The 23,854-nt window shown below is 69.0% G+C and carries 24 protein-coding genes and 1 tRNA gene; 5 read left to right on the top strand and 20 right to left on the bottom strand.

The annotated features are described in order from the left end of the window. Positions 1 to 44 precede the first annotated feature (44 nt). From AB4Z46_RS26955 to AB4Z46_RS26945, 3 genes are read right to left on the bottom strand one after another with little or no spacing between them, the layout of a single operon-like run. Positions 45 to 965, bottom strand: coding sequence for a hypothetical protein (locus AB4Z46_RS26955; protein ID WP_442286622.1), 921 nt, complete (start codon positions 963 to 965; stop codon positions 45 to 47). After that, positions 949 to 1,950 (bottom strand): class I SAM-dependent methyltransferase, encoded by a 1,002-nt coding sequence (locus tag AB4Z46_RS26950; protein WP_442286621.1) that lies wholly within the window; start codon positions 1,948 to 1,950, stop codon positions 949 to 951. Before AB4Z46_RS26950 ends, AB4Z46_RS26955 begins: the two co-directional genes overlap by 17 nt. Before the next feature lie 26 nt (positions 1,951 to 1,976). After that, a complete protein-coding gene (locus tag AB4Z46_RS26945) occupies positions 1,977 to 2,798 on the bottom strand; it encodes a phytanoyl-CoA dioxygenase family protein (protein ID WP_442286620.1) in 822 nt (273 codons plus the stop codon). Between the two features lie 311 nt (positions 2,799 to 3,109). Here AB4Z46_RS26945 and AB4Z46_RS26940 point away from each other — a divergent pair. Together AB4Z46_RS26940 and AB4Z46_RS26935 are read left to right on the top strand one after the other, a co-directional pair. Then, positions 3,110 to 3,186, top strand: a tRNA-Arg gene (locus tag AB4Z46_RS26940). 76 nt (positions 3,187 to 3,262) lie between these two features. Further along, positions 3,263 to 3,637, top strand: a complete 375-nt coding sequence (locus tag AB4Z46_RS26935; protein ID WP_442286619.1) for a VOC family protein — start codon at positions 3,263 to 3,265, stop codon at positions 3,635 to 3,637. 39 nt (positions 3,638 to 3,676) lie between these two features. On the opposite strand, the gene AB4Z46_RS26930 is transcribed toward AB4Z46_RS26935, so the two are convergent. Beyond that, positions 3,677 to 4,918 carry an NUDIX hydrolase gene (locus AB4Z46_RS26930; protein ID WP_442286618.1) on the bottom strand — a complete coding sequence of 414 codons (1,242 nt, stop codon included), beginning with the start codon at positions 4,916 to 4,918 and terminating at the stop codon, positions 3,677 to 3,679. 102 nt (positions 4,919 to 5,020) lie between these two features. On the opposite strand from AB4Z46_RS26930, the gene AB4Z46_RS26925 reads away from it, so the two are divergent. After that, positions 5,021 to 5,218, top strand: coding sequence for a hypothetical protein (locus AB4Z46_RS26925; RefSeq protein WP_442286617.1), 198 nt, complete (start codon positions 5,021 to 5,023; stop codon positions 5,216 to 5,218). A 32-nt stretch (positions 5,219 to 5,250) separates the two neighbouring features. Here AB4Z46_RS26925 and AB4Z46_RS26920 read toward each other — a convergent pair whose 3' ends face one another. Both AB4Z46_RS26920 and AB4Z46_RS26915 read right to left on the bottom strand, forming a co-directional pair. Next, on the bottom strand, positions 5,251 to 5,490 hold the full coding sequence (locus AB4Z46_RS26920; protein ID WP_442286616.1) for a DNA-directed RNA polymerase subunit alpha C-terminal domain-containing protein: 240 nt from the start codon (positions 5,488 to 5,490) through the stop codon (positions 5,251 to 5,253). A 179-nt stretch (positions 5,491 to 5,669) separates the two neighbouring features. Further along, positions 5,670 to 6,554 (bottom strand): LysR substrate-binding domain-containing protein, encoded by an 885-nt coding sequence (locus tag AB4Z46_RS26915; RefSeq protein ID WP_442286615.1) that lies wholly within the window; start codon positions 6,552 to 6,554, stop codon positions 5,670 to 5,672. Positions 6,555 to 6,671: 117 nt separating this feature from the next. Between AB4Z46_RS26915 and AB4Z46_RS26910 the strand changes: the two genes are divergently transcribed. Together AB4Z46_RS26910 and dkgB are read left to right on the top strand one after the other, a co-directional pair. After that, positions 6,672 to 7,877: an MFS transporter gene (locus tag AB4Z46_RS26910; protein ID WP_442286614.1), complete on the top strand. Its 1,206-nt coding sequence runs from the start codon at positions 6,672 to 6,674 to the stop codon at positions 7,875 to 7,877. Next, positions 7,874 to 8,683, top strand: a complete 810-nt coding sequence (gene dkgB / locus AB4Z46_RS26905) for a 2,5-didehydrogluconate reductase DkgB (protein WP_442286613.1) — start codon at positions 7,874 to 7,876, stop codon at positions 8,681 to 8,683. The genes AB4Z46_RS26910 and dkgB overlap by 4 nt, the downstream gene beginning before the upstream one ends. Before the next feature lie 24 nt (positions 8,684 to 8,707). On the opposite strand, the gene AB4Z46_RS26900 is transcribed toward dkgB, so the two are convergent. From AB4Z46_RS26900 to AB4Z46_RS26835, 14 genes are read right to left on the bottom strand one after another with little or no spacing between them, the layout of a single operon-like run. Next, on the bottom strand, positions 8,708 to 9,571 hold the full coding sequence (locus tag AB4Z46_RS26900; protein WP_442286612.1) for an isocitrate lyase/PEP mutase family protein: 864 nt from the start codon (positions 9,569 to 9,571) through the stop codon (positions 8,708 to 8,710). Then, positions 9,561 to 10,985 carry an FAD-dependent oxidoreductase gene (locus AB4Z46_RS26895; protein ID WP_442286611.1) on the bottom strand — a complete coding sequence of 475 codons (1,425 nt, stop codon included), beginning with the start codon at positions 10,983 to 10,985 and terminating at the stop codon, positions 9,561 to 9,563. Before AB4Z46_RS26895 ends, AB4Z46_RS26900 begins: the two co-directional genes overlap by 11 nt. Positions 10,986 to 10,987: 2 nt before the next feature. Next, positions 10,988 to 11,599 carry a cysteine hydrolase family protein gene (locus AB4Z46_RS26890; RefSeq protein WP_442286610.1) on the bottom strand — a complete coding sequence of 204 codons (612 nt, stop codon included), beginning with the start codon at positions 11,597 to 11,599 and terminating at the stop codon, positions 10,988 to 10,990. Next, on the bottom strand, positions 11,596 to 13,650 hold the full coding sequence (locus AB4Z46_RS26885) for a hydantoinase/oxoprolinase family protein (protein ID WP_442286609.1): 2,055 nt from the start codon (positions 13,648 to 13,650) through the stop codon (positions 11,596 to 11,598). Before AB4Z46_RS26885 ends, AB4Z46_RS26890 begins: the two co-directional genes overlap by 4 nt. After that, positions 13,647 to 15,365, bottom strand: a complete 1,719-nt coding sequence (locus AB4Z46_RS26880) for a hydantoinase B/oxoprolinase family protein (protein ID WP_442286608.1) — start codon at positions 15,363 to 15,365, stop codon at positions 13,647 to 13,649. Before AB4Z46_RS26880 ends, AB4Z46_RS26885 begins: the two co-directional genes overlap by 4 nt. A gap of 3 nt (positions 15,366 to 15,368) precedes the next feature. Further along, positions 15,369 to 16,334, bottom strand: coding sequence for a tripartite tricarboxylate transporter substrate binding protein (locus AB4Z46_RS26875; protein WP_442286607.1), 966 nt, complete (start codon positions 16,332 to 16,334; stop codon positions 15,369 to 15,371). After that, complete coding sequence (locus AB4Z46_RS26870) at positions 16,331 to 17,764, bottom strand: MmgE/PrpD family protein (protein ID WP_442286606.1); 1,434 nt, start codon at positions 17,762 to 17,764, stop codon at positions 16,331 to 16,333. Before AB4Z46_RS26870 ends, AB4Z46_RS26875 begins: the two co-directional genes overlap by 4 nt. After that, positions 17,754 to 18,260, bottom strand: a complete 507-nt coding sequence (locus tag AB4Z46_RS26865) for a LeuD/DmdB family oxidoreductase small subunit (protein ID WP_442286605.1) — start codon at positions 18,258 to 18,260, stop codon at positions 17,754 to 17,756. Before AB4Z46_RS26865 ends, AB4Z46_RS26870 begins: the two co-directional genes overlap by 11 nt. Beyond that, positions 18,257 to 19,516 (bottom strand): 3-isopropylmalate dehydratase large subunit, encoded by a 1,260-nt coding sequence (locus AB4Z46_RS26860; protein WP_442286636.1) that lies wholly within the window; start codon positions 19,514 to 19,516, stop codon positions 18,257 to 18,259. The genes AB4Z46_RS26865 and AB4Z46_RS26860 overlap by 4 nt, the downstream gene beginning before the upstream one ends. Positions 19,517 to 19,539: 23 nt before the next feature. Further along, on the bottom strand, positions 19,540 to 20,493 hold the full coding sequence (locus tag AB4Z46_RS26855; protein ID WP_442286604.1) for a tripartite tricarboxylate transporter substrate binding protein: 954 nt from the start codon (positions 20,491 to 20,493) through the stop codon (positions 19,540 to 19,542). A gap of 23 nt (positions 20,494 to 20,516) precedes the next feature. Further along, positions 20,517 to 21,227: an ABC transporter ATP-binding protein gene (locus AB4Z46_RS26850; RefSeq protein WP_442286603.1), complete on the bottom strand. Its 711-nt coding sequence runs from the start codon at positions 21,225 to 21,227 to the stop codon at positions 20,517 to 20,519. Further along, the gene (locus AB4Z46_RS26845; protein ID WP_442286602.1) at positions 21,224 to 21,991 is read right to left on the bottom strand and encodes an ABC transporter ATP-binding protein; all 768 of its coding nucleotides are present in this window, start codon (positions 21,989 to 21,991) and stop codon (positions 21,224 to 21,226) included. Before AB4Z46_RS26845 ends, AB4Z46_RS26850 begins: the two co-directional genes overlap by 4 nt. Further along, positions 21,984 to 22,982, bottom strand: coding sequence for a branched-chain amino acid ABC transporter permease (locus AB4Z46_RS26840; protein WP_442286601.1), 999 nt, complete (start codon positions 22,980 to 22,982; stop codon positions 21,984 to 21,986). The genes AB4Z46_RS26845 and AB4Z46_RS26840 overlap by 8 nt, the downstream gene beginning before the upstream one ends. Next, the gene (locus AB4Z46_RS26835) at positions 22,979 to 23,851 is read right to left on the bottom strand and encodes a branched-chain amino acid ABC transporter permease (RefSeq protein WP_442286600.1); all 873 of its coding nucleotides are present in this window, start codon (positions 23,849 to 23,851) and stop codon (positions 22,979 to 22,981) included. The genes AB4Z46_RS26840 and AB4Z46_RS26835 overlap by 4 nt, the downstream gene beginning before the upstream one ends. Positions 23,852 to 23,854 lie beyond the last annotated feature (3 nt).

Here is a 23,854-nt window from a genome sequence, read left to right as displayed (position 1 = left end):
CGACCTATCGAGGCTGTAGTGCGAACGTTGAACGGCCTCGCCGTTCACGCCCCCGACCAGACCGCCATGCCGAATCCGGTCTTGCCGTAGCCATTGCCGTTGTAGAGCATGCAGCGCTGGCCGCCGTGTTCGAACACGAAGGGATACTCGATCATGTCCGAGTCCCAGCCGCTGTCTGAAACGTCGATCCCGACTGACGCGAGTTCCAGTTGCCACTGGTCGCTGTCCGGACTCGTCGCATACCCGATGCGGTAGCTCTCGCCGGTTCCGCTGCGGTACGAGAACCACATCTCGTAGCCCCCATTTGCGTTTTGCAGCACATTCGGCCGCGAAAATGCCTGGGCCTTGCCTAACTCGTACGGCACCGCCTGGCCCGTGCGCGTCCAGTGATCGCCATCTTCCGAGTCGGCGCCGTTGAGAACCGCCAGCATTTCGCCATTGCCAGCCTCCCAGGTCCTGGTCGACGGGTACCACATGCGGTAGCCGCCCCCAGCCTTCCGCATCACCCACGGATAGGCCAGGCTGATCGGATCGGTCGCATCCGCGCCCATGAGCGGCTCGGGACTGTCCAGCGCAAGGGTCAAATCGGGGCGAACGACAAGCCGCCCGATGTCGCCGCGCCAATGCCGGTCGCGCGGCGCTTGCCAGCCCATGAACAGCATGTAGCGCTGCCCATTGGCCTCGTAGCAATTGCCGATGCTCACGCCATCCGCGTAGAAGCTGCCTGGCGGCCCGTACTCGAAGAACGGCTCGACGTGCTCGTGAACGATCCGGCGGCTTTCGATGTCGATGTCTACGGCGCCGACCGACGAACGGCTGTGCGCATCCCTGGCACTGTAGAAAATCCTGTAGACGCTACCCTCAAGATGCACAGGCAAAGGATTTGCCGCGTGCGACATCAGCTTTGGATGAAGGCCTCCTTCGGGCAGCGAATACAGCAGACCCCGCTTAACCCAGCTTGCCATCGTCGCTCGCGGTGTGCGCGTTGATGATTTCTTCGAGGAGATCGTGTGCGGAGACACCCCGCTGCTTCGCAGCGGCGACCAACTTCAGCTTCGTTTTCTCGGTGACGCCTTCGATCTTCCCGAAGTACCGCGTGCGCGCGGAGCCCCCCCTTGTGCCAATGTGCGGAACGTCCAGATCGACCTGCGGCAGCCCCTCCGCAGGGCTGAAGGAAATCAGATAGAAGCAGTTCCCGAGAACGTAGCTCACGACGATGTCTTCCGCGTTGTGAGGCAAGGACTCGACTGGCGCATGGAGAGCCCACAGACCATTGTTGTTGATCAGAACATCGGCAAATTGCGTGCCTCTGAGATGCGGGGCAATTCCTTCGTCTCCGAACATCACCTGGCCGCCAACCTTGCAGACCCGCTCAAGCTCCGCGATCGCCTTCTTCATGTCACCGAAGAGATTGATTCCGCCGAAGTGAAAGACGACATCGAAATACCGGGACTGGTACGGCAGCTGAGTCGCATTGGAAATGGAGAAGCACACATTCTCGGATTTCAGGACATCGCTCGCGTTCTTGATCATCGACTTGCTGATGTCCTGGGCATGCAACTCCCCACGAGGCCCGATCGCCTTCAGGATGAGCGGAATGTCCTCGCCCAAGCCGCACCCCACAACGAGCACCTTCATGCCTTCGGAGAGGTTGACGCGCCGAACCAGGTCGGCTCGGAAGTCGTCTTCCTGCGTGTTGAACGTGGCAAACAACCAGTTCAGGAAGTTCCGATACTTGTCCGTCGAATGCTCGTCGTTGTACATCTGCAGATTGACGTCGTCGGCCGCCGAGATCATGGAGGGGGCCATGAAGTCGACAACGCGCATCTCATGATCCAGGAACTCGAAGGTCAGGTTCGACCGATTCGAAAGTCCGGCTGCATTTGGGGCAAGAGCCTCATGAGTGACTGGGTCGCAAAAGGCTTGCAGGATCGAAGGAAAAGATTTCATGGTGATTGACTGTCTGGATGTGCAAACTACTTCTTGCGTGAATCGAAGAAATCTCCGAGCGATTTGGATTCTTGGAAATTGAATCCGAGTATCTCTTTCGCCTGCGGCGACAAGTCCGTCGCGTCAAGATTGCCCGGGATGTTGATTTGCTGCTTGAAGTACGGGATGTTGTAGAGGTGATTCACGGCGCGCCGCGCTCGATCGCTGCCGTTGTACCCGCCGCAGTGGAAGGTCATGCAGTCCAGGAGGATGAACTGACCCGCCTTCGCGGGAACCTGGAGGGCGTTCTTTTCCACGTAGCCTGCCGACGGAAATTCGCTGGTCTTGTGCGAGGCAGGCAGTACAAAGGTGGCACCGTTCTCCAAGGTGAAATCGTCCATGCAGAAGAGCGCATTCACGGCGAGCGGCGTCGAAGAAAGAAAATGCTGGTACGGCAAGTCGCGATGCCATGCGCCCTGGTTGTACCCTTCCTTCGGCGGGTTGATGATGCCGTTCTGCTGGTTCAGCATGAACTTGCCGGCGATCAGCTTGCCAAGGGCCTTGAGCAGATTGGGGTTCAAGGCCAATCGCAAGAACATGCCCTCGCCCTGCGTCGACATCAGCCGGATGTTGTTGTGCTCGTTCAGGGTCTCGAGGAAAGCCCGGCCGTGCGTCGCCTGATAGCTCTCGAGCGCGGCGTTGAATCCGTTCGATAGCGCTTCGAGCTCGCTGTCGGAGTATCCGGAATCAAGGGTTGCATATCCAATCGCCCGCACTTGCTCGACAGCCTCGTCGAGCGCGGTTTCTGACGCCTCGCGCACGAGGATTCCATAGGACTGGGAGGGGACTTTGCGCTTTGCTGATGCCATTTTTTATCGCATGGTGTCGCGGCTGTTCAACCACGGCAAACTCGATTCCGCGCGCGTGCAAGGACGCGCGCGAAACAATTGACGGAAGGCGTGATGTTAAGCCCGACGGGATACGGGTCGTTGTGGCCGCCAGACAGGCACCAGAGCCGGCACGACGGCGATGGCCACGGCCTTCGAGGTGGCGCCGACATCTTCGGGCATCTCCGGACGGCTTCGGCCGGCGAAGGGTGTGCTGCGGCCACCGTAGAATCGCAAACCCGCACCCGCTGCCCATGGCACGCCCGGTCGCGACCTTTTTTTCTTTTTTCTGCGCGGCGGTAGCTCAACCGGATAGAGCACCAGCCTTCTAAGCTGGGGGTTACGGGTTCGATTCCTGTCCGCCGCGCCATTTTGCTGAAAAAAGTCGAACTCCCCCTCGGGCGCGCCGCACACTCTGCCCTGTGACGCCTCACAGGAGACATCGAATGCTGCAGCAATCCCCCATGTACGCCTACATTCCCGCCCGGGACGTGGCCCGCGCCCGCCGCTTCTACGAGGACACGCTGGGCTTCCAGCCCAAGGCCGAAATCGCCGGCGGGGTCCATTACGAGTTCGCCGGCGGCACCGGCTGCTTCCTGTACCCGACTCCCAACGCCGGCACTTCGCAGGCCAGCCAGGCCTTCTGGCAGGTCGAGGACATCGAGCGCGAAGTCGCCGACCTGAAGGCGCGCGGCGTCGTTTTCGAGCACTACGGCATGCCCGGCCAGGGCGCCGATGGCATCGCGAACCAGGGCGGCGCCCGGGCCGCCTGGTTCAAGGACAGCGAGGGCAACATTTTGGCGGTGATCCAGGGCGGCTGAATCGCGCCCTGCGGATCAGGGCAGAGCGAGAGTGCTCGCTCAGGCGCGCAGCAGGAAGCCGCTGGGCGGCGCCAGCCACTCGACGTCATCGACGCCGAAGTCCGGCGCTGACACCGATTCGCCGATGAAGAGCAGCTTCTCTTCCTCCAGCAGGAAGCCCCGCGGCAGAACGCGCAGCCTGCAGCCGCCGAGGTCGATGCATTCGCCGTGGCGCGGCTGCGTGTCGTGCCACGAAAGAATCCAGCGCACCGGGCCGGGCGCCGATGCCAGCAGCAGCTCCCGGTGCCTCGGATCGCCGGGGTCGGCGTCGATCAGCGCCCACTCGTTGCGCTCGCCGCCCACCAGGTAGGCGTTGACCAGCACGTCCGCACGGCGCGCGGTCACGCGCAGCACCCGCGGCGACAGGAACATCGCGAGGCCGTCGGCCAACTCGCAGCGGCCGTGGCCCTCGCCTTCCGGGTCGATGCGGCCGATTTCGGCGTAAGCGGGCTCCTCCGGGTTCACGGCCCGCAATCCGCCCTCGCCGATGGCCCGGCGCGGCATGACCAGCGGGATTTCCTGCAGCCCGCGGGCATGGGCCAGGCAGGCTTCGGCGCTGTCGAAGGGTTCGAGCTGCTCGAGGATCCGGCGCTGCACGTTCATGAGCCGCAGCCCACGCGCCGGGTCGAGGGCGGCGGCCGGCCGCAGCCACTGGTGTTCCACCGTCTCGCGGCCATCGGGGCGGGCTTGCTGCGCGGCGGGCGCCAGCGCGACGAAGAAACGGGTGTCGAAGCGCCGCGGCATGCCCGGCGGCGTGAGCCAATGGGCGAAGTACGCCAGCCTGTCGGCCGCGAGTCGCCAGCCGCGTTCGGCACACAGCCGGAGCAGCGATTCGGCGCCCTCTTCCGTGGTCGCACGAAGCGCCGCGATCTCCTCGTCGGCCATGCCGTCCAGCGCGACCGGCCGCCCATCGGCCTCGCAGGCGAACAAGAGGCCCGCCTCTTCGAAGCACTCGCGCAGCGCCGCCACGTAGAAGTCGAGGCCATGGGCCGGCAAGCCGAGCCGTCGGCTGGCCGCGGCATCGTCGATCTCCTGGCAGCGTTCGTGCAACAGGCGGTCCTGCGGGTCCACGCCGCCGCCCGGGAAGACGCTGGCGCCGCTGTTCTGGTCGCCTTCCTTCTCGGCACGGCGCAACATCAGCACCTCGAGGCCGGCGGGGCCGTCGCGCAGGACGATCAGCGTGGCCGCGAAGCGGATCGGGCGCTTAGGCGCCGGAATTGGGGGGTGTGCAGCTGGGTTCATTCGGGGTCGGGGGATGTTTTACCAGCTTCGCGCCTCGCCTGTTTTGGGGAGGAACCCGGCCGCCGATTGCGCCACACTGCTGCGCGTCGATGGAGATCCGCCTTGGTGAAGAAGATTCAGCTCAATGACGAACAATGGCGCACGCTGGTGGCCCTGCACGAGGCCCACACGCGGCGTTCGCCGACCGATGCGATCAGCGTCTCCGAGCGCCTGCTCTCGAATGGCCTGGTCGGTTGCGACAGGCAAGGCAGCAAGTTCCTGACCGAACAGGGCCGCGAGCGTCTGAACCAGGGTCGCTGAGGCGCCGCGCCCCTCCCGCGCGGCAGCGGGCCTCAATCCGCCAGGCGCAGCCCCTGGCGGTCGATGCTGTCGACGATCTCGCGCAGCGAATTGCGACCCAGCCGCGAGAGCGCGAACAGCTTGCGGGCCGGCAGCCGGACCAGGTCGCGGACCGTGTGCAGCTCGTTGACGCGCAGCAGGTTGGTCGTGCGCTCGCACAACCGCAGCACTGCGATATCGGCGTCCAGGAGGGGGTCCGCGGCGGCGGCGAAGGCAGAGGGGCGTGGATCCATGGCGATGCTTCCTGAAATAGATGGCTGGAACTTGCACAGTTCGTGCCATCCGGGTGACGCCCTCCGCTTCGAGGGAACTCGCTTGAAAATCAACGACCTCGCCTGAAAAAAGAACAACGTACATGTCTTTTTTCCAGACAGTTGATTTTGTTTCACACAGGGTTTTCCAGAACCCTCCTTCAGCCCAGGCGTTCGGCCATGAAATCGAGGAAGCAGGTGATCCGCGCCGTCAGTGGCGTGTTGCGGTAGTACACCGCGTTGATCGGCTGCCTCACTTCCACCGTGTCGCGCGCCAGCAACTGGACCAGATCGCCGCGCGCGCAATCGGCGGCGGTCATGAAGTCGGCCAGGCAGACGATGCCGGCGCCCTCGAGCGCGAGCTGGCGCAGCGTCTCGCCGCTCGACGCGGTGAGCGCCGGCGCGATCGGCCATTCGTCGCCGTGCGTGCCGCGCAGCGGCCAGCGGTTGAGCGATTCGGGCTGCGTGAAGCCGAGCAATGCGTGGCGCGCCAGGCCCGCCACGTTCTTCGGCCGGCCGTGCGCCTCGAGGTAGCCCGGGCTCGCCAGCACCCGCAGCCTGCTGGTAGCGATGGGGCGTGCATGCAGGGTCGAGTCGCGCAGCGCGCCGATGCGGATCGCGATGTCGGTGCGGCGCTCGAGCAGGTCGATGTTGAGTTCGTCGCTGTCGAGCTCGAGTTCGATCTGCGGATAGGCGCGCCGGAACGCCGGCACCAGCGGCACGACGGCATGCAGCATGAAGGGCGTGGCGGCATTGACGCGCAGCCGGCCGGCAGGCTTCTGGCGCCGCGCGGTCATCTGCTCCTCGGCCTCGTCGATGGCGATCAGGATGGCGCGCGCGTGCGCCAGGAAGGCCCGCCCCTCCTCGGTGAGTTCGAGCCGCCGCGTGGTCCGGCGCAGCAGCGTGGTGGCCAGCTTGCGCTCCAGCCGGCCCAACGCCCGGCTGATGCCCGAGACGGTCTGGCCGAGCTGCTCGGCCGCGGCGGTGATCGAGCCGCCATCGACCACGGCGGCGAAGGCCTGAAGTTCCTCGACAGTGGTTTTCAAAGACGCCTCTTGCTCCAGGATTATTGATTTCCAGTCAAATATATTGTGCTTTGAACCGTATTTTTCTGCAAAGGTCCCGGGCCCACACTCGCACCCTCATTCCAAGGAGTGCATTTCATGCCCATTGCTTTGCTGGCGCTGACCCTCAGCGCCTTCGCCATCGGAACGACGGAGTTCGTGATCGTCGGCCTGCTTCCGACCATCGCGGCCGACCTGCAGATCGGCCTGCCCTCGGCCGGCCTGCTGGTCAGCCTCTACGCGCTCGGCGTCGCCATCGGCGCTCCGGTGCTCACCGCGCTCACCGGCAAGCTGCCGCGCAAGGCGCTGCTGCTCGGCCTCATGGCGCTGTTCACGCTCGGCAACCTGCTGGCCTGGAAGGCGCCGGGCTACGAGACGCTGATCGCCGCGCGCATCCTGACCGGCCTCGCGCACGGCGTGTTCTTCTCGATCGGCTCGACCATCGCCACCGGCCTGGTGCCGAAGGAGAAGGCCGCCAGCGCGATCGCCATCATGTTCACCGGCCTCACCGTGGCGCTGGTCACCGGCGTGCCGCTGGGCACCTTCATCGGCCAGCATTTCGGCTGGCGCGAGACCTTCCTCGCCGTCTCGGCGCTGGGCGTCGTCGCCTTCGCCGGCAGCGCGCTGTTCGTGCCGAACGACATCCGCCACACGCCGCCGGCCTCGCTGGCACAGCAGTTCCGGGTACTGGCCGAGCCGCGCCTGCTGCTGGTCTACGCCAAGACCGCGATCGGCTACGGCGGCTCGTTCATCCCGTTCACCTTCCTGGCGCCGATCCTCACGGAAGTGTCGGGCTTCAGCGCCGGCGCGGTCGGCGGCGTGATGCTGGTCTACGGCCTCTCGGTCGCGGCCGGCAACATCTGGGGCGGCAGGCTGGCCGACCGGCGGGGCCCGATCCCGGCGCTGCGGATCATCTTCGCGCTGCTCGCCGCGGTGCTGCTGGTGCTGAGCTTCACGGCGCCGTACAAGTGGCTCGCTCTGGCCACGGTGCTGCTGTGGGGCGCGGTCGCCTTCGGCAACGTGCCCGGGCTTCAGGTCTACGTCGTGCAGCAAGCCGAGCGCCATACGCCGGAGGCGGTCGACGTCGCCTCGGGGCTCAACATCGCGGCCTTCAACCTCGGCATCGCCGGCGCGGCCTGGGCCGGTGGTCTGGTGGTCACGCACCTGGGCCTGATCCATACCGGCTGGATCGGCGCCCTGGTGGTGATGGTCGCCTTCACCCTCACCGTCTGGAGCGGGCGGCTCGACCGCGCGCGCCCCACCGCCCCTTCCCTCGATTTCAACCACCCCAGGACCAGTTCATGACAAGCAGCATTCCTCCCTTCGGCCTCGGCACCTTCCGCCTCCAGGGCCAGGCGGCCATCGATTCGGTCGCCACCGGGCTGGCGCTCGGCTACCGCGCGATCGACACCGCGCAGATCTACGGCAACGAGGCCGAGGTCGGCCGGGCGATCGCCGACAGCGGCGTGGCGCGCGATGCGCTCTTCCTCACGACCAAGATCTGGACCGACCACTACGGCCGCGGCCGGCTGATCCCGAGCCTGAAAGACAGCCTCGCCAAGCTGCGCACCGACCACGCGGACCTGGTGCTGATCCACTGGCCCTCGCCGGGCGGCGCGGTGCCGGTGGCCGAGTTCATGGGCGCACTGGCCGAGGCCAAGCGCCAAGGCCTCGCGAAGCGGATCGGGGTCTCGAACTTCAACATCGGGTTGATGCGGCAAGCCATCGCAGCGGTCGGGGCCAGCGAGATTGCGACCCACCAGGTCGAACTGCACCCCTACCTGCAGAACCGCAAGGTGGCCGAGTTCGCGCAGAGCCAGGGGATCGCGATCACCTCCTACATGACGCTCGGCTACGGCGCGGTGCTGAAGGATCCGGTGATCGGGGCGATCGCGGCGGCGCATGCCGCCACTGCGGCGCAGGTCACGCTGGCCTGGGCCATGCAGCTGGGCTACGCGGTGATTCCGTCGTCGACCCAACGCGCCAATCTCGAAAGCAATCTGCTGGCACGCCGGCTTCGCCTGTCGAACGCCGAGATGACGCAGATCGCGGCACTGGAGCGCAACGGCCGGCTCACGAATCCCGAAGGGCTGGCACCAGCCTGGGATTGAGCCCGGCCGGTCTCGCACGCGCCGCTACTCGTAGCTCCGCCCGAGCCGCATCAGTTCCGGCGTGCCGATGACCTCGTTGAGGGCGTCGAAGTCCAGCATCTGCGCCCGCCAGGGCTGCGTGGTCCGGTGCCGGTGCAGGCTCGCGTAGTAGCCCTGGAGCGTATGGACGACGGCGCGCGCGGTGCCGCCCGGAAAGATGGCGATGCGAAAACCATGGGCCTGCAGCGCATCCGCGTCCTGGATCGGCGTCTTGCCGCCTTCGACCATGTTGGCGAGCAGCGGGACGCGGTGCGCGAAGCGCCGGCAGGCGGCGTCCATCTGCTCGGGCGAACGCAAGGCTTCGATGAAAAGCGCGTCGACGCCGCAATCCAGGTAGGCCTCGGCGCGGTCGAGCGCGGCGTCGAGCCCTTCGACCGCGACTGCATCGGTGCGCGCAAGGATTAGCGTGTCGCCGGACGCGCGCGCATCCAGTGCCGCCCTGAGCTTGCCCACCATCTCGCGCTGCGACACCACCGCCTTGCCGTCGAGGTGGCCGCAGCGCTTCGGGAAGCTCTGGTCCTCGATCTGCACCATCGCCGCGCCCGCGCGCTCGAAACCGCGCACCGTGCGCTGGGTGTTGAGTGCGTTGCCGAAGCCGGTGTCGGCATCGACGATCACGGGCAGGCTCACGCGCTCGGTAATGCGCGCCAGCGCGTCCGCGACCTCGGTGAAGGTCGTGAGGCCGATGTCGGAGCGGCCGAGCCGCGTGTAGGCGATCGAGGCGCCCGACAGGTACAGGGCCTCGAAGCCGGCCTGCTCGGCCACCAGCGCGCTCAGCGCGTCGTAGACGCCGGGGGCCAGCACGATGCCGGGGGATGCCAGCCGTGTCTTCAGGGTGTCAGTGGTCATGGGAGGCTTTCATGGATGAGATCAACGCGGCGGCCGTGCGGGCCGCGATATGGCCGCCGGCGATCGCGCTGAGCAGACCGTTGCCGGAGAGATAGCCCCACACCGCATCGCCCGAGACTCCGCCGGCTGCGCCACCGGCCGCCAGCAGGTTGACGAAGGGCGTGCCGTCCCGCCGCAGCACGCGCATGTCCGACGCGGTGTCCAGGCCGCCCTGGGTGTGGAACAGCGCGCCCGTCACCTTGACCGCGAAGTACGGCGCTTCGAGCCCGCGGCCGAACTGGCGTCCGTCGGCTTGCGGCGCCGGGTCACGCAAGGCATCCAGCGTGCGCTGCAGCCCCCCCTCTTCGCAGCCGATGCAGGCCGCGAGAGCGGCCACCGACTCGCAGCGGCGCAGCGCACCGGCCGCCTCGGCTTCGCAAAAATCGGGGAAGCCGCGCGCCAGCGCGAGCAGCGGTGCGTCGAAGATGTTCCAGGCGATGCCGCCGGGCTGCGCCAGCACGTGCACCGCAGCCTCCGAATAGCCCTGCGTCTCGTCGTGGAAGCGCCGGCCTTCGCGGTTGACCTGCACCCCGCCTTCCATCATCACGGCCCAGGACATCAGGGCGCCCTGCGGCGTGACCCAGGAGCCGTGGCCCTGGTAGCCGCCGAGGTCGCGCAGCCGCGCACCGAGCGCCTCGCCCCACAGGATGGCGCTGCCGTCGTTGCCCACGTGCCCGCCGAAGGCGGCCTCGGCCATCTCGGGGATGCGCGCGCGCACCATCGCCGCATTGCCGCCGAAGCCGTTGCAGGCCAGCAGCAGCGCGTCGCAGGCCAGCGTCTCGCGCTGGCCGTCCGGTCGCTGGTAGTCGATGCCGATCACGCGGTCTTGCGCGTCGAGCACCAGCGTGTCGACCACGGCCTGCGTGAGCACCGGAATGCCCGCCGCGTCGACCGCCGCCTGCAGGCCGGCCATCAGCGCGGCGCCGGTCTTTTGCGCCAGCGCGTGCATGCGGTGCACGCTGTGGCCGGGGTAGAGAAAGCCGTCCAGCAGAATCCATTCGAGCCCGTGCCGCGCCTGCAGTGCATCGAGCGCCGGTCCGATGGCTTCGGCATAGGCATCGACCAGGGCGGCTGCCGCGCGGCCATGCGCCTTGGCCTGGATGTCGGCGGCAAAGCGCGCCGGGCTGTCGTCGAGCACGCCATGGGCGCGCTGCGTGCGGGTGCCGGGCGCGGGGATGAAGCCCGAGGACAACGCGGTCGATCCGCTCGGCACCGCATCGCGTTCGAGCACCACGCAATCCACGCCCGCGTCATGGAGCATCAGCGCCGCGGTGAGCCCGCAGGCGCCGCCGCCGACGATGGCGACCGGCATGTGCACAAGCGCTTCGACCTGCGCCGCGCGGCGCACGCCCCGTGACAAGCCGTTCGCCACCATGCTCAGCCCGCCAGCGATGCGACGAAGGCCGCGCAGTCCGTGACCTCGGCAACGTTGCGCAGGTCCGCGAGGGAGATCCGGTGGCGCTCCTCGCCGAAGGCTGCGCAGCCGTCCGCCAGCACCAGCGTGCGGTAGTCGCGCATGTGGGCGTCGCGCACCGTGCTGGCGACACCGCCGTTGGTGACGATGCCGCAGACGGCCACCGTGTCGATGCCGGCGCGGCGCAGCACCCAGTCGAGCTGGGTGTTGAAGAAGGCCGAATAGGCGACCTTGCTCACCGTGAGGTCGACCAGGCCCTCGAGCTCGCGCACGTTCGCCTGGCCCCAGCTTCCGGGTGCGAAGTCGCCCTTGCGGAGATAGGGCCGCAAGGCCTGGAGGTGCGGCGACACCATGGGCTCGCCGGCGGCATCCGGCCACAGCGTGAACTGGCTCGCGACGACCATGCCGCCGGCCGCCTTCAGGGCGCGCGCCACGCTCGCCACGCGCGCGGGCAGCAGCAGCGCGGGCGGGTTGCTGTCGCCGCCGCGCGCATAGGCGCCCTTCGGATCGAGGAAATCGTTCTGCAGGTCGATGACGACCAACACGGTCTTCGAAGCGCGGGTTCCTGCGCTCATGACGGCCTCACGAGCAGGTTGCCGTGGGCGTCGACCTCGGCATGGAAGCCGGGCTCGAGCCACACGGTGGTGTCGGCCTGCTCGAGGATCGCCGGACCGTCGATCCGGGCCGCCACCGGCAGTTCGAGACGGGCAATGCGCAGTGCATCGTGCCACCGCCCGTCATGGAACACGCGCTGCGTGCCGAGCGGCTCGATGCGGCCGGCGCCCTCGGGCGCCAGCACGGCGAGGTCGAACTTGGGCCGCACGCCGATGCGCGCATAGCGCAGGTTCATCACGCGGATCGCAATGCCGTCGAGCACCCGTCCGAAGGCGGCCGCGTAGCTGGCCTCGAAGGCGGCGCGGATCGACGCCCGGGTCAGCGGCGCGCTGCGGGCCTCGGCCAGGACCACCGGCAGCGTGTGCGTCTGGCCCGCGTAGAGCATGTCGAGCGCGACCACCTCGCGAACCTCGTCGAAGCGAACGCCCGACGAATCGAGGCGCTGCTGGCAGCCCGCCGCGAGCGCGTCGATGCGCTTTTGGAGGCCGTCGACGTCGAGCTCGGCCAGCGGCCGGTTCAGGGTCTGCACCGCGTCGTGGCGCATGTCGGCGATCACGCAGCCCAGTGCCGAGGTCACGCCCGGATAGCGCGGCACGATGCCGGTGGCGACGCCGACCTCGCGCATCATCGCGCACACGTGCAGCGCGCCGCCGCCGCCGAAAGGCATGTAGGCGAAGCGGCGCGGGTCGTGGCCGCGCTCGATCGATACCAGCCGGATCGCGCCCGCCATGCGCGCGTTGGCGACCGTCAGGATCGCCTCAGCCGCGGCATGCACGTCCAGGCCCAGCGGACGGGCCACGTGCTCCTCGATGGCCTGCCGCGACTTGTCCGCGTCCAGCGCGGCCAGCAGGCCGCCGCCGAGCGGCCGGTCGGCGGCGATCCGGCCGAGCAGCACATTGGCGTCGGTCACCGTGGGCCGCATGTTGCCGCGGCCATAGCAGGCCGGACCCGGCACGCTGCCGGCCGACTCGGGGCCGACCTGCAGCATGCCGCTGGCATCGACCGAGGCGATCGAACCGCCACCGGCGCCGATGGTCTCGATCTGGATCATCGGCGAGCGGATCACCATGCCGAACTCGATCGCGGTCTGCGCCGCCAGCGCGGCCTCGCCGTTGGCGACCAGCGAGACGTCGAAGGAGGTCCCGCCCATGTCGCCCGTGATCGCATTCGGAAAACCCGCGGCACGCGCGATGGCCGCGCAGGCGATCACGCCGGCCGCCGGCCCCGAGAGCGCGGTGCGCACCGGCAGGTCGCTCGCGGTCTGGCGCGACATCACGCCGCCGTTGCTCTGCACCACCAGCAGCTCGCCGTCGAAGCCCTGCGCGCGCAGGTCGGCTTCGAGCCGCGCGAGGTAGCCACCCACCACCGGCTGCAAGGCCGCATTGAGCGTGGCGGTGGAGCAGCGCTCGAACTCGCGGATCTCGGGCAGCACTTCGCTGGCCGAGGTCACATGGGCGTTGGGCCAGATCTCGCGCACCGCGGCGACCGCGAGCCGCTCGTTCTCGGGGTTGGCGTAGGTGTTGATGAAGAATACGCACACAGCCTCGCAGCCGTCGGCCAGCAGCGATCGCGCTTCGGCGCGCACCTGGTCGAGATCGACCGGCGTGTGCAGGCTGCCGTCGGCCAGCACGCGCTCGTCCACCTCGCGCCGCCGGTCGCGCGGCACCACCGGCACGAAGCTGCCGCGCAGGCCCCAGGTCTGCGGGCGGTCGCGGCGCCTCATCTCGAGCACGTCGCGGAAGCCGCGCGTGGTGATGATGCCGGTGCGCGCCACCTTGCGCTCGAGCAGCGCATTGGTGCCGACCGTGGTGCCGTGCACGATGGTGGCGATGGCCGAGGCCGAGTCGGCCACGCGCGCCACGCCGTTCATGAAGCCGCGCGCCTCCTCGCCGCGGGTCGACGGCACCTTGACGATGCGCGCCGTGCCGCTGGCTTCGTCGAGCACGAACAGGTCGGTGAAGGTGCCGCCGACGTCGACGCCGATGACCAGGGATTTGCGTTCGGACGTCATTCGGAGGCCTTCTTCGTCGTATGGCTGCCGGCCGCAGTCACGTAGCCCATGGCAAGGTCCTGTGCGCGCTGTTCCGGCCGGCGCTCGGCGGCGCTGCCCCAGCCGCCCCCGCCGGGCGTCTCGAGCCGCACGCGCTCGCCGCGCGCGAGCCGGATGCCGCGCATCTTCGAAACCATCGGCGGCTCGTGCCAGGCGCCCTCGTTCTGATAGCGGAAGACGTTGACCGCGCCCTCCCCGCCGCCCGCGATGCCCTTGGGCGGCGAAGTGCCGCGCTCGCCGAAGACGAAGGCCTCGGCCTCGTTCTCGAGCAGCTCGATCTCGTAGACCGCGCCGAGGCCGCCTCGGAACTGGCCGTCGCCGCCCGAATCGGCGCGCAGCGACCATTCGGTGAAGCGCACCGGATAGGCGGCCTCGAGGATTTCCAGCGGCGGGATGGTGGCGGTCGAGATCGGCGCATTGCCGTGCGACAGGCCGTCGCCGCCCGAGTGGCCGCCATGGCCGCCGCCGAAGAAACTGAACATCACCCAGCGCTGGCCCTCGCGCCCCGCATCGCTGCGATGGCCTGCGATCGACAGCGCATTGATGGTGCCGTAGGCCTGGGCCACCGCGCGCGTGGGATCGGCCTGCGCGGCGGCGCTGAAGATCACGTCGATCATGCGCAGGATGGTCTCGGTGTAGCCGCCGACCGGTCGCGGTCGCTCGCAGCTGATCACCAGCCGGTCGGGGATCGTGAAGTCCACCGCGTCGAGCACGCCGGCGTTGGCGGGCACATCGGGGAACAGGTGCTTGAGCGCGACATAGCAGGCCGCGATCGCGGTCGCGCGCGAGATGTTGACCGGGCCCGCGCACTGCGGCGAGGTGCGCGAGAAGTCCAGCAGCAGGCGGTCGCCGGCGACCGTCATGTCGAGCGCGATCGTGAGCGGCTCGTTCGTGATGCCGTCGTTGTCGAGCAGGTCCTCGAAACTGTAGCGGCCGTCCGGCAGCGAGGCGATGTGCGAGCGCATCAGCCGCAGTGCGCGCGAGCGCAGTTCGCCCAGCGCCTGCAGCACCAGCGCGTCGCCGTACTCGTCGAGCAGGCCGTGCAGCCGGCGGGCCCCGAGTTCCAGCGCGGCGAGCTGGCCGTTGAGGTCGCCCCAGAGGCTGTCGGGCAGGCGCGTGTTGGCCTGCAGGATGGCCAGCACGTCGGGGTCCAGCACGCCGTCGCGCACGATGCGCACCGGCGGAATCTGCACCGCCTCCTGCCAGCATTCGGTGGCCGCCGGGTTGTAGTTGCCGGGCACAGCGCCGCCGACGTCGTGCCAGTGCGCGGCCGAGGCCATGTGGCAGTAGAGCCTGCCGTTGCGGAAGAAGGGCTTGACGAGCTTGAAGTCGTTGGCGTGGGTGCCGCCGTCGTAGGCATCGTTGCTGATCCAGATGTCGCCATCGCGCATGCCGCCGCGCGGCCCGGCGGCGGCCGCGGTGGCGCGGACCGCAAAGGCCATGGCGCCGACGAAGACCGGAAGCCCCGACTTGCCCTGCACCAGCGTGTCGCCGGTGACGGCGTCGTAGAGGCCGTGACAGGCGTCGTGCGCCTCGGCAATGATCGGATTGAAGGCGCTTCGGTAGAGCGTCGCGTCCATCTCGTCGGCCACCTGCTCGAGGCGGCCGCGCAGCACGGCCAGCGTGACGGGATCGATCGCGGCGCTGGCGCCCGGGCTCATGTGCGTGTCGTTCATGGTTCAGTCCACCCGGGCGCCGCTGGCCTTGACCACCCGCGCCCATTTGTCGATCTCGCGCCTCACGTGCGCGTTGAATTCGGCCTGCGTCGAACCGACCGGCTCGGCGCCGAGCGCGACCAGCTTCTCGCGCACCTCGGGCATTTGCAGGATCCGCTGCACCTCGGCCGACAGCTTGTCGACCACCGCCTGCGGCGTGCCCTTCGGCGCGAACAGGCCGGACCAGGCGTCGGCATAGAAGCCCGGATAGGTTTCCGCGATGGTCGGCAGGTCGGGAAGCGCCGGCGCGCGATGCAGGCTGGTCAGCGCGATCGCGCGCAGCTTGCCGGCCTTCACGTGCGGCAGCGCGGAAGGCAGCCCGTCGACCATCACTTGCACCTGGCCGGCCAGCAGGTCCGACACCGCGGGGGCGCTGCCTTTGTAGGGCACGTGGGCGATGTCGATGCCGGCGGCCGACTTGAGCATCTCCATGCCCAGATGGGCGGCGGTGCCGTTGCCGAGCGACGCGTAATTGAGCTTGCCGGGTTCGCGCTTGGCCAGCGCGACCAGCTCCGCGAGCGACTGGGCCGGCACGGACGGATGGACCACCAGCACGTTGGGCACCACCGCCACCTGGCTGATGGCCACGAAATCGGCCACCGGGTCGTAGGGCATCCTGCTGTAGAGCGAGGTGTTGATCGCGTGCGATCCGGTCACGCCCATCACCAGCGTGTAGCCGTCGGGCGCGGACTTCGCGACCAGGTCGGAGCCGACGTTGCCGCCCGCCCCCGCGCGGTTGTCGACCACCACCGGCTGGCCCCATTTCTCGCTCATCTTCGTGGCGACGAGTCGCGCGGCGGCGTCGGTCGCGCCGCCGGGTGGGAACGGCACCACGATCCGGATCGCCTTGTTGGGGAAATCGCCCTGCGCGGCGGCGATCAACGGAAGGCAGGCAAGCAGCGCGGCCGCAAGGTGGCGTCGTAGTTTCATGGGCGTGGGTGGGCTGAAGAGGCGTCGACCGCTGGCGACGGAGCAGATTCGCGGGACGGTGCGGGCACGAGCTGCGCCCACAGAAGGCGCATGTCGATGTCGACCACGTCGAGAACGGTGTCGCACCACCGCGAGGCGCGGTCGGCCGCGACGCTGCGCGCGGCGTAGCGGCCGAACTTGGCGCACAGCGCCGCGCGGTCGAGCGGATGGAAGGCGTCGCCGGCAATGGTGTCGACCGACTGGCGCAGGTACGCGATGTCCACGCCGGCAACGTGCGCCACCTCGAGCGCCGCGCCGCGCCGGCCCTGCGCGCTCAAGTCTTCATCGACGCGAAGGACGACGAGGGATTCCAGCCGCCGCAGCTCGGCATCGTCGAAGCACTGCGGCTCGTAGACCGAGGGATCGATGTCGCCAAAGCGCAGCATCGCGGCGATGCCGAAGGACAGGCTGAACTGGGCCTGGATCGGCGTGCGTGGCGCGCGGTTGCCGCAATACACGATGGCTTCCCGGTACACGGTGAGCACGATGGCGCGGATCGACTGCGTGCCATCGGGCAGGCGACGCCGGATCTCGCGCGCCGCCACCGCGCCGTAGTGCACGTGCCGCACCGCCGCGAAGGGCTTGAGATAGGCATCGAGCAGCAGTGTCGATTCCGCGGGAGGCAGAGCCTCGGGCGCAGCGGCCGCATGGTCGCTCGCGTAGTGCGCCAGCGCGTCCGGCGGGGCATCGATGCCGGCCGCGCTGGCAAAGGCCGATTGCAGGCCGAGCAGCGCACTGTGCGACAGATAGGTATTGCGCGCCGTGCGGCCCGAGGCCACCGGCAGGTAGAGGCTGGTCGCCAGCTGGCAGGCCGCGATGTCGATGGCCTGGGTGATCCCCGCGGCCGGCAGCCCCAGCAGCCGCGCCACGCCGGCCGCGACGCCGAGGGCCGGCCAGTTGGCGTCGACGTGCATGCCCGGGCGGATGCGAAGCCAGGCACCGGCGCGCGCGCCGACCTCATAGCCGAGGACGAAGGCGTCGATGAACCGGCCGAGCGTCGCGCCGCGCTGCGCTGCGAGCGGCAGCAAGGCCGCGACCAGCGGCACGCCGGGCCGGCCGTGCGCCAGCGCATGCCCTTCGCAGGCTTCATCCCAGGTGGCGGCCATGGACAGGACCTGGGCGGCACCGAGCACGCCGATGGGTGGGCCGTCCGGAAGGCGGAAGGCGCCGGGCTCGGCATCGGCCAGCACCGCCTCCAGCCGACGGACCTCGGCGGCATGGCGGCCCGCGATCGCGCAGCCCACGGTGTCGGCCAGGAGGCGGCGCGCCTGGCGCGAGGCTTCGGCCGAAGCCGTCCGCCCCGCATGCAGAGCCACCGTGTCGCGCAGCGCCGCGAGATGCCCGTCCCAGCGACGATGGTCCGGACCGGGCGGCTTCGACTCAATGGACATCGGTCTCTTTCGCGAATCGCCGGCGCAACTGCTTCAGCAAGCCGCCCGCCCGCACCATGTCCATCAGGAAGGCCGGCACCGGTTCGCAGGCGAGCACGCGGCCGTCGCTGCTTCGCACGGCGGGAAGGTCGGCATCGAGCGACACCCTGCTTTCATCGGGCAGCGACTCGGCTTCGGCGCAGGTGAGCAGCAGCAGGCCCACATTGAACGCGTTGCGGAAGAAGAGACCGCTGTACGAAGGTGCCACCACCGCCGCGACGCCCAGGTGCACCAGCACGGCGGCCGCCTGCTCGCGCGAGGAGCCGATGCCGAAGCCGGGCCCGGCCACGATGACATCGCCGGGGCGCACCTCGCTGGCGAATTCGGGGCGGACGGCTTCGAGGCAGTGCCGGGCCATGGTCTCGATGCCGTGCTTCATCGCGTGGCCGGGCGCAAGCGCATCGGTGTCGATGTCGGCGCCCAGCCGCCAGACGCGGTGGAGGGTTCCTGCCTTCATGCCAGCACCTCCCTCGGATCGGTCACGCGTCCGCGCAACGCGGCGGCGGCGACGGTGTACGGCGAGCCCAGGTAGACCTGTGCTGTCGCCGAGCCCATGCGGCCCTTGAAGTTGCGCGCGGTGGTCGAGATCACGGTGATGTCGTCGCCCATCGGATCGCCATAGCCCGCGCAGGCACCGCAGGCGGTCGGAAAAAGCTCGGCGCCGGCATCCATCAGAGCCTGCAACACGCCCTCCTCGCGTGCCCGGTCCTGATCGCGCAGGCTGGCCGGCGCCACGATCAACCGCACGCCGGCGGCAACCTTGCGGCCGCGCAGCACCTGGGCGGCGGCCCGCAGGTCATCCAGCTTGGCGCCGGTGCAGGCGCCGATGTAGGCGACGTCGATCGGCGTGCCGGCGAAGCGGCCGACGCCATGCGCGTTGGCCGGACTGTGCGGCGCCGCCACCTGTGGCTCCAGCGCGGCGGCATCGAATTGATGGCGCGTGAATTCGGCGCCGGCATCGGTGAACCACGGCGCCGGGTCGACCGGCGGCGCGCCCGCTTCGGCGAGGAAGGCCGACGTCGTGGCGTCGGGCGCGATCAGCCCGGCCTGCGCACCCAGCTCGGCGCTCATGTTGGACAGCGTCATTCGCTCCTGCATCGACAGCGCGGTCACGGCCGGTCCGCAGAACTCGACCGCCTGGTAGCGGCCGCCGTTCATGCCGAAGCGGCCGATCATGTGCAGCATCATGTCCTTGGCGGTCACGCCGGCCGGCAGCGCGCCGTCCCACCACATCTGGATCGTCTCGGGCACGCGCAGCCAGATCTCGCCGGTGACCACGACGCCCAGCATCTCGGTGCTGCCGACGCCGAACATGTAGGCGCCGAAGGCGCCGCCGGTGGGCGAATGCGAATCGCCGCCCACGCACAGCATGCCGGGGCGGATGTGGCCGTGCTGGGGCACCACCACATGGCAGATGCCCTGGCTGTCGTAGACATGCGGCAGTTGCTGATCGCGCGCCCACTCGCGCGCAATGCGCACGATGCTGCGCGAATCCTCGTCGCGCTCGGGCACGTAGTGATCCATCACGAGCACCACGCGCGAGCGGTCCCAGATCTCGGCGCCGAGTTCCTCGAGCATCGGTTGCAGGCGCCGCGGACCCGAAGAGTCGTGGAACATCGCGAGGTCGACCGCGCAGGTCACGATCTCGCCCACCGCCACGCGGTCGTGTCCGCTGGCGCGCGCGATCAGCTTCTGCGCCAGCGTCTGGGGCATGGTCCGGGCGGTTTCCAAGGCGTTCACTCCGGCTTGGCCCCGGAAAACTTCACGACCCGGGCCCAGCGCTGGATCTCGCTCTGCACGAAGGCCGAGAACTGCTCGGGCGAATTGCCGACCGGGATCGCGCCTTCGCTGTCGAGCCGCCGCCGCATCTCGGGCTGCTCGATCGCCTTGCGGGCCGCGTCGCTGACCTGGCGCGCCAGTGGCGCCGGCATGCGGGCCGGGCCGAACAGACCGAACCAGGCGCTGGACTCGTAGCCGGGCAGCACCTCGGCGATCGCCTGCACCTCGGGGAATGCGGGCAGGCGCCTGGCCGTGGTCACGCCCAGTGCCTTCAGCTTGCCGGCCTGGATGTGGGCCTGGACATTGCCCACGGCCGCGAACATCAGCTGCACCTGCCCGGCGAGCACATCCTGCACCGCCGGGGCGGTGCCGCGGTAGGGAATGTTCACGATCTCGGCGCCCGACTGCATCTTGAAGGCCTCGCCGGCCATGTGCAGCGACGAGCCGACCGCGCCGATCGCGAAGTTGAGCTCTCCAGGCCTGGCCTTGGCCAGCGCGATCAGCTCACGCACATTGTTCGCGGGAACCGACGGATTCGCCACCAGGATCGATGGCGAGGTCGCGACGCAGGTCAGCGCCGTGAAGGCCTTGACCGGATCGAAAGGCAGCGAGGGATAGAGCGTCGCGTTGATCGCGTGGCTGGTGAAGCTCATCAGGAGCGTGTTGCCGTCGGGCGCCGCCTTGGCGACCGCGTCGGCCGCGATGTTGCCGCCGGCACCGGGACGGTTCTCGACGATCACGGTCCGGCCGAGCAAGGGCCCCATGCTCGCTGCCAGGGTGCGCGCCAGGGTGTCGGTGGAACCGCCGGCCGGCGCCCCGACCAGGATGCGCACCGGCGCGCTGCCTTGTGCAAGAGTCCGGCCCGCGAGGGCCGAGGCCACGGAGGCGATCAGGATGTCACGGCGTTTCACTTGGGTCTCCTTCTTGTCTGGCTTCAAAGGCCCAGATAGGCCCGGCGAAGCTCGTCGCTGCCGAGCAGATCCTGCGGCAGGCCGGAGAAGCGCACGCTGCCGTTCTCCAGCACATAGGCGCGGTCTGCGATCTCCAGCGACTGGCCGACGTTCTGTTCGACCAGCAGCACCGCCAGGCCGTCGTCGCGCAGCTGGCGAATCAGCGTGAACATCTCCTCCACCAGCAGCGGCGACAGGCCCAGCGACGGCTCGTCGAGGATCAGCAGCACGGGCTCGGCCATCAGGCCGCGGCCGATCGCGAGCATCTGCTGCTCGCCGCCGCTCATGGTGCCGGCGTGCTGGCGCAGGCGCTCCTTCAGGCGGGGAAAGATGCCGAACACGCGCTCGAGATTGGCCACGCGACGGGCGCGGGCGCGCGTGAACGAGCCCAGCTCGAGGTTCTCCAGCACGCTGAGGTTCGGGAACACCTTGCGGCCCTCCGGCACCTGGATCAGGCCGGCCTTGACCACCTCGCGGTAGTGCGCACCGCTGAGGTCCTGGCCATCGAAGCGCACCGTGCCGCTCCAGGCGGGACTGAGGCCGCAGACCATCTTGTTCAGGGTCGACTTGCCGGCGCCGTTGCTGCCCAGCAGCGCGACCATCTCGCCCGCGTTCACCTGCAGGTCGACGCCGCGCAGCACTTCGACCCGGCCATAGCCGCCACGCAGCGCGCGGATGTCCAGCAGCGGCGTCATGCCCGCACCCCCTGCGACGCCGCCGCCTTGCGCAGCCGTGCCGCCGTGCCGTGGCCCAGGTAGGCCTCGACCACCTTGTCGTTGCCGGTGACCTCGGCCGGGCTTCCCTCGGCGATCAGCTGTCCCTGCGCCAGCACCCAGACATGCTCCGCCAGGTGCATCACGGCCTGCATCACGTGCTCGATCATCAGCACGGTCACGCCGCCGTCCGCGATGCCGCGCACCACCGGCATCATCTCGGCGATCTCCTGCGGGTTGAGGCCGGCGAGCACCTCGTCGAGCAGCAGGAGGCGCGGCTGCGTCGCGAGCGCGCGGGCCAGCTCCAGCCGCTTGCGCCCCGCCACGGTCAGGTCCGAAGCGGGCTTGTCGAGCTGGGACGCCAGGCCCACGCGCTGCGCGATCTCCTGCGCGCGCTGCAGCGCCGCGCCGCGCCCGGGCAGATGCAGGTGGGCGCCGACCGCGATGTTCTCGCGCACCGTCTGCGCCGCGAAAGGCTTGACGATCTGGAAGGTGCGCGTCATCCCCAGCAGCGCGTTGCGATGCGGCTCGCGGCCAGTGATGTCCTGGCCGGCGAAGCGCACCGTGCCGCGGTCGGGCTTGAGGAAGCCCGACATCAGCGCGAACAGCGTGGTCTTGCCGGCGCCGTTCGGACCGATCAGGGCGCACAGGCTGCCTTCGGGTACCGAGAGACTGACGTCCTGCACCGCCTTCAGGCCGCCGAAGGAGCGCGAGACGCCGCTCAACGCAAGCAGCGCTTCAGTCATGGCGCCCTCCCTTCCCGGCCCAGAGCTGGCGCACCGACAGCCCCATGCCCGCGATGCCGCGCGGCAGGAAGACCACGATCAGCACCAGCACCACGCCGTAGATCACCATGTTGATGCCCGGCAGTTCGCCGAACAGATTGCGCGTGAGGTCCGACAGCACATGCAGCACGGCCGCACCCAGCAGCGGGCCCCACAGCGTGCCCATGCCGCCCACGATGGCCGCCACCAGCGCCTCGATCGATGTGGCCGAGCCGTAGGCGATGCCGGGGTCGATGTACTGGAACACCTGCACGTAGAAGGCGCCGGCCGCGCCCATGAAGGCGCCCGAGATCGTGATCGCCGCGAGCTTGACGCGAAACGGATTCACGCCGACGGCGCGCGCCGCATCCTCGTTGTCGCGCACCGCCTGCAGGTAGGCGCCGAAGCGGCCGTTGCGCAGCCACCAGGTCACGAGCAGCGCGGCGGTGACGAAGGCCAGCATCAGCCACAGGTAGCCGCTGCGCGACGCGAACTGCAGGTTGCCCGCCGATTCGCGCAACGGCACCATCAGCCCGACGCCGCCGCCGGTGAAGGGCACCGACAGCGCGACGATGCGGAACACCTCGGCGAAAGCCAGCGTGACGAGCGCGAAGTACGAACCCTTGAGCCCGTAGCGGAAGGTCAGCGCGCCCACGAAGAGCCCGACTGCCGCGCTGCCCGCCACCGCCAGCGGCAGCGCGACCCAGGGATTGATGCCGCCCTGCAGCTGGGCGATCGCCTGGATGTAGGCGCCGGTGCCGAAGAACAGCGCATGGCCGAAGGAGAACTGCCCACCGAAGCCGCCCAGGATGTTCCAGGCCTGCGCGATCAGCGTCGCGTACAGGGCCATCATCACGAAGTTGAGCGCCACGCCGGACGAGGTCGCGAGCGGCAGGCAGGCCACCGCCAGCGTGAAGAGCGCGATGCCGGCAAGGTCGCGCAGACCGCTGCGGGAAAGCGTCGGGCGGCTCATGCCCTGGCTCCGAACATGCCTTCGGGCCGGAACAGCACGACGCCGATGAAGATCGCGAAGATGCCGATCTGCCCCAGCGACTCACCCAGGTAGAGCCCGCCGAGCGACTCCACCACGCCCACCAGAAAGCCGCCCACCAGCGCACCGACGAAGCTGCCCATGCCGCCGAGCACCACGATGGTGAAGGCCACCAGGACGAAGCCGCCGCCCACCTGCGGATTCACGTAGTAGGCCGGCAGCAGGAAGCAGGCGGCCGCACCGAGACAGGCCAGGCCGATGCCGAAGCTCATCGCATAGACATGGTCGACGTCGATGCCCATCAGCTTGGCGCCCTCCTTCTCCTTGGCCACCGCGCGGATGGCGCGGCCGAGGTCGCTGCGGCCCATGATCCAGAACAGCACCGCCGACACCACCAGCGCGCCCGCGAACGCCACCAGCTTGGGCACCGCGATCATGGCCGGGCCGATGGCCACCGTGGCGAGCGAATAGGCGGTGTCGATGCTGCGCGTGTCCGACTTGAAGAACAGCAGCGCGAGGTTCTCCATGACGATCGCGATGCCCAGCGTGGCGAGCAGGATGTTCTCGTCCTTGCCGTGGCCCGCACGGTTGATCACCAGGCGCTGCAGGCCATAGCCCAGCGCGAACATGCCGGGCACCACGATCGGCAGCGCCAGGTAGGGATCGATGCCCCAGCGCTCCTTGAGGAAGTACACCGCATACAGCGCCAGCATCAGACAGGCGCCATGGGCGAAGTTGATGATGTGCAGGACGCCGTAGATCAGCGTGAGTCCGAGCGCGATCAAGGCATACACCGCGCCGGTCGTCAGGCCGTTGAGCACCGACGGAAAGAGAATGCTGAAATCCAACATCCT

It is taken from the genome of Variovorax sp. M-6 (assembly GCF_052114385.1).
Taxonomy (GTDB): domain Bacteria; phylum Pseudomonadota; class Gammaproteobacteria; order Burkholderiales; family Burkholderiaceae_C; genus Variovorax.
Note: the sequence above shows the minus strand (reverse complement) of the source record. Positions and strands in the feature narration are given on the sequence as shown.

Bases quoted from the DNA above. Each gene is read 5' to 3' on its own strand.
- AB4Z46_RS26890 (WP_442286610.1), bottom strand. From the start codon at position 11,599: ATGAGCGCAGGAACCCGCGCTTCGAAGACCGTGTTGGTCGTCATCGAC.
- AB4Z46_RS26935 (WP_442286619.1), top strand. From the start codon at position 3,263: ATGCTGCAGCAATCCCCCATGTACGCCTACATTCCCGCCCGGGACGTG.
- AB4Z46_RS26860 (WP_442286636.1), bottom strand. From the start codon at position 19,516: ATGCCCCAGACGCTGGCGCAGAAGCTGATCGCGCGCGCCAGCGGACAC.
- AB4Z46_RS26870 (WP_442286606.1), bottom strand. From the start codon at position 17,764: ATGTCCATTGAGTCGAAGCCGCCCGGTCCGGACCATCGTCGCTGGGAC.
- AB4Z46_RS26945 (WP_442286620.1), bottom strand. From the start codon at position 2,798: ATGGCATCAGCAAAGCGCAAAGTCCCCTCCCAGTCCTATGGAATCCTC.
- AB4Z46_RS26910 (WP_442286614.1), top strand. From the start codon at position 6,672: ATGCCCATTGCTTTGCTGGCGCTGACCCTCAGCGCCTTCGCCATCGGA.
- AB4Z46_RS26930 (WP_442286618.1), bottom strand. From the start codon at position 4,918: ATGAACCCAGCTGCACACCCCCCAATTCCGGCGCCTAAGCGCCCGATC.
- AB4Z46_RS26840 (WP_442286601.1), bottom strand. From the start codon at position 22,982: ATGAGCCGCCCGACGCTTTCCCGCAGCGGTCTGCGCGACCTTGCCGGC.
- AB4Z46_RS26920 (WP_442286616.1), bottom strand. From the start codon at position 5,490: ATGGATCCACGCCCCTCTGCCTTCGCCGCCGCCGCGGACCCCCTCCTG.
- AB4Z46_RS26880 (WP_442286608.1), bottom strand. From the start codon at position 15,365: ATGAACGACACGCACATGAGCCCGGGCGCCAGCGCCGCGATCGATCCC.
- AB4Z46_RS26900 (WP_442286612.1), bottom strand. From the start codon at position 9,571: ATGACCACTGACACCCTGAAGACACGGCTGGCATCCCCCGGCATCGTG.
- AB4Z46_RS26845 (WP_442286602.1), bottom strand. From the start codon at position 21,991: ATGACTGAAGCGCTGCTTGCGTTGAGCGGCGTCTCGCGCTCCTTCGGC.
- AB4Z46_RS26850 (WP_442286603.1), bottom strand. From the start codon at position 21,227: ATGACGCCGCTGCTGGACATCCGCGCGCTGCGTGGCGGCTATGGCCGG.
- dkgB (WP_442286613.1), top strand. From the start codon at position 7,874: ATGACAAGCAGCATTCCTCCCTTCGGCCTCGGCACCTTCCGCCTCCAG.
- AB4Z46_RS26955 (WP_442286622.1), bottom strand. From the start codon at position 965: ATGGCAAGCTGGGTTAAGCGGGGTCTGCTGTATTCGCTGCCCGAAGGA.
- AB4Z46_RS26895 (WP_442286611.1), bottom strand. From the start codon at position 10,985: ATGGTGGCGAACGGCTTGTCACGGGGCGTGCGCCGCGCGGCGCAGGTC.
- AB4Z46_RS26875 (WP_442286607.1), bottom strand. From the start codon at position 16,334: ATGAAACTACGACGCCACCTTGCGGCCGCGCTGCTTGCCTGCCTTCCG.
- AB4Z46_RS26885 (WP_442286609.1), bottom strand. From the start codon at position 13,650: ATGACGTCCGAACGCAAATCCCTGGTCATCGGCGTCGACGTCGGCGGC.
- AB4Z46_RS26950 (WP_442286621.1), bottom strand. From the start codon at position 1,950: ATGAAATCTTTTCCTTCGATCCTGCAAGCCTTTTGCGACCCAGTCACT.
- AB4Z46_RS26835 (WP_442286600.1), bottom strand. From the start codon at position 23,851: ATGTTGGATTTCAGCATTCTCTTTCCGTCGGTGCTCAACGGCCTGACG.
- AB4Z46_RS26865 (WP_442286605.1), bottom strand. From the start codon at position 18,260: ATGAAGGCAGGAACCCTCCACCGCGTCTGGCGGCTGGGCGCCGACATC.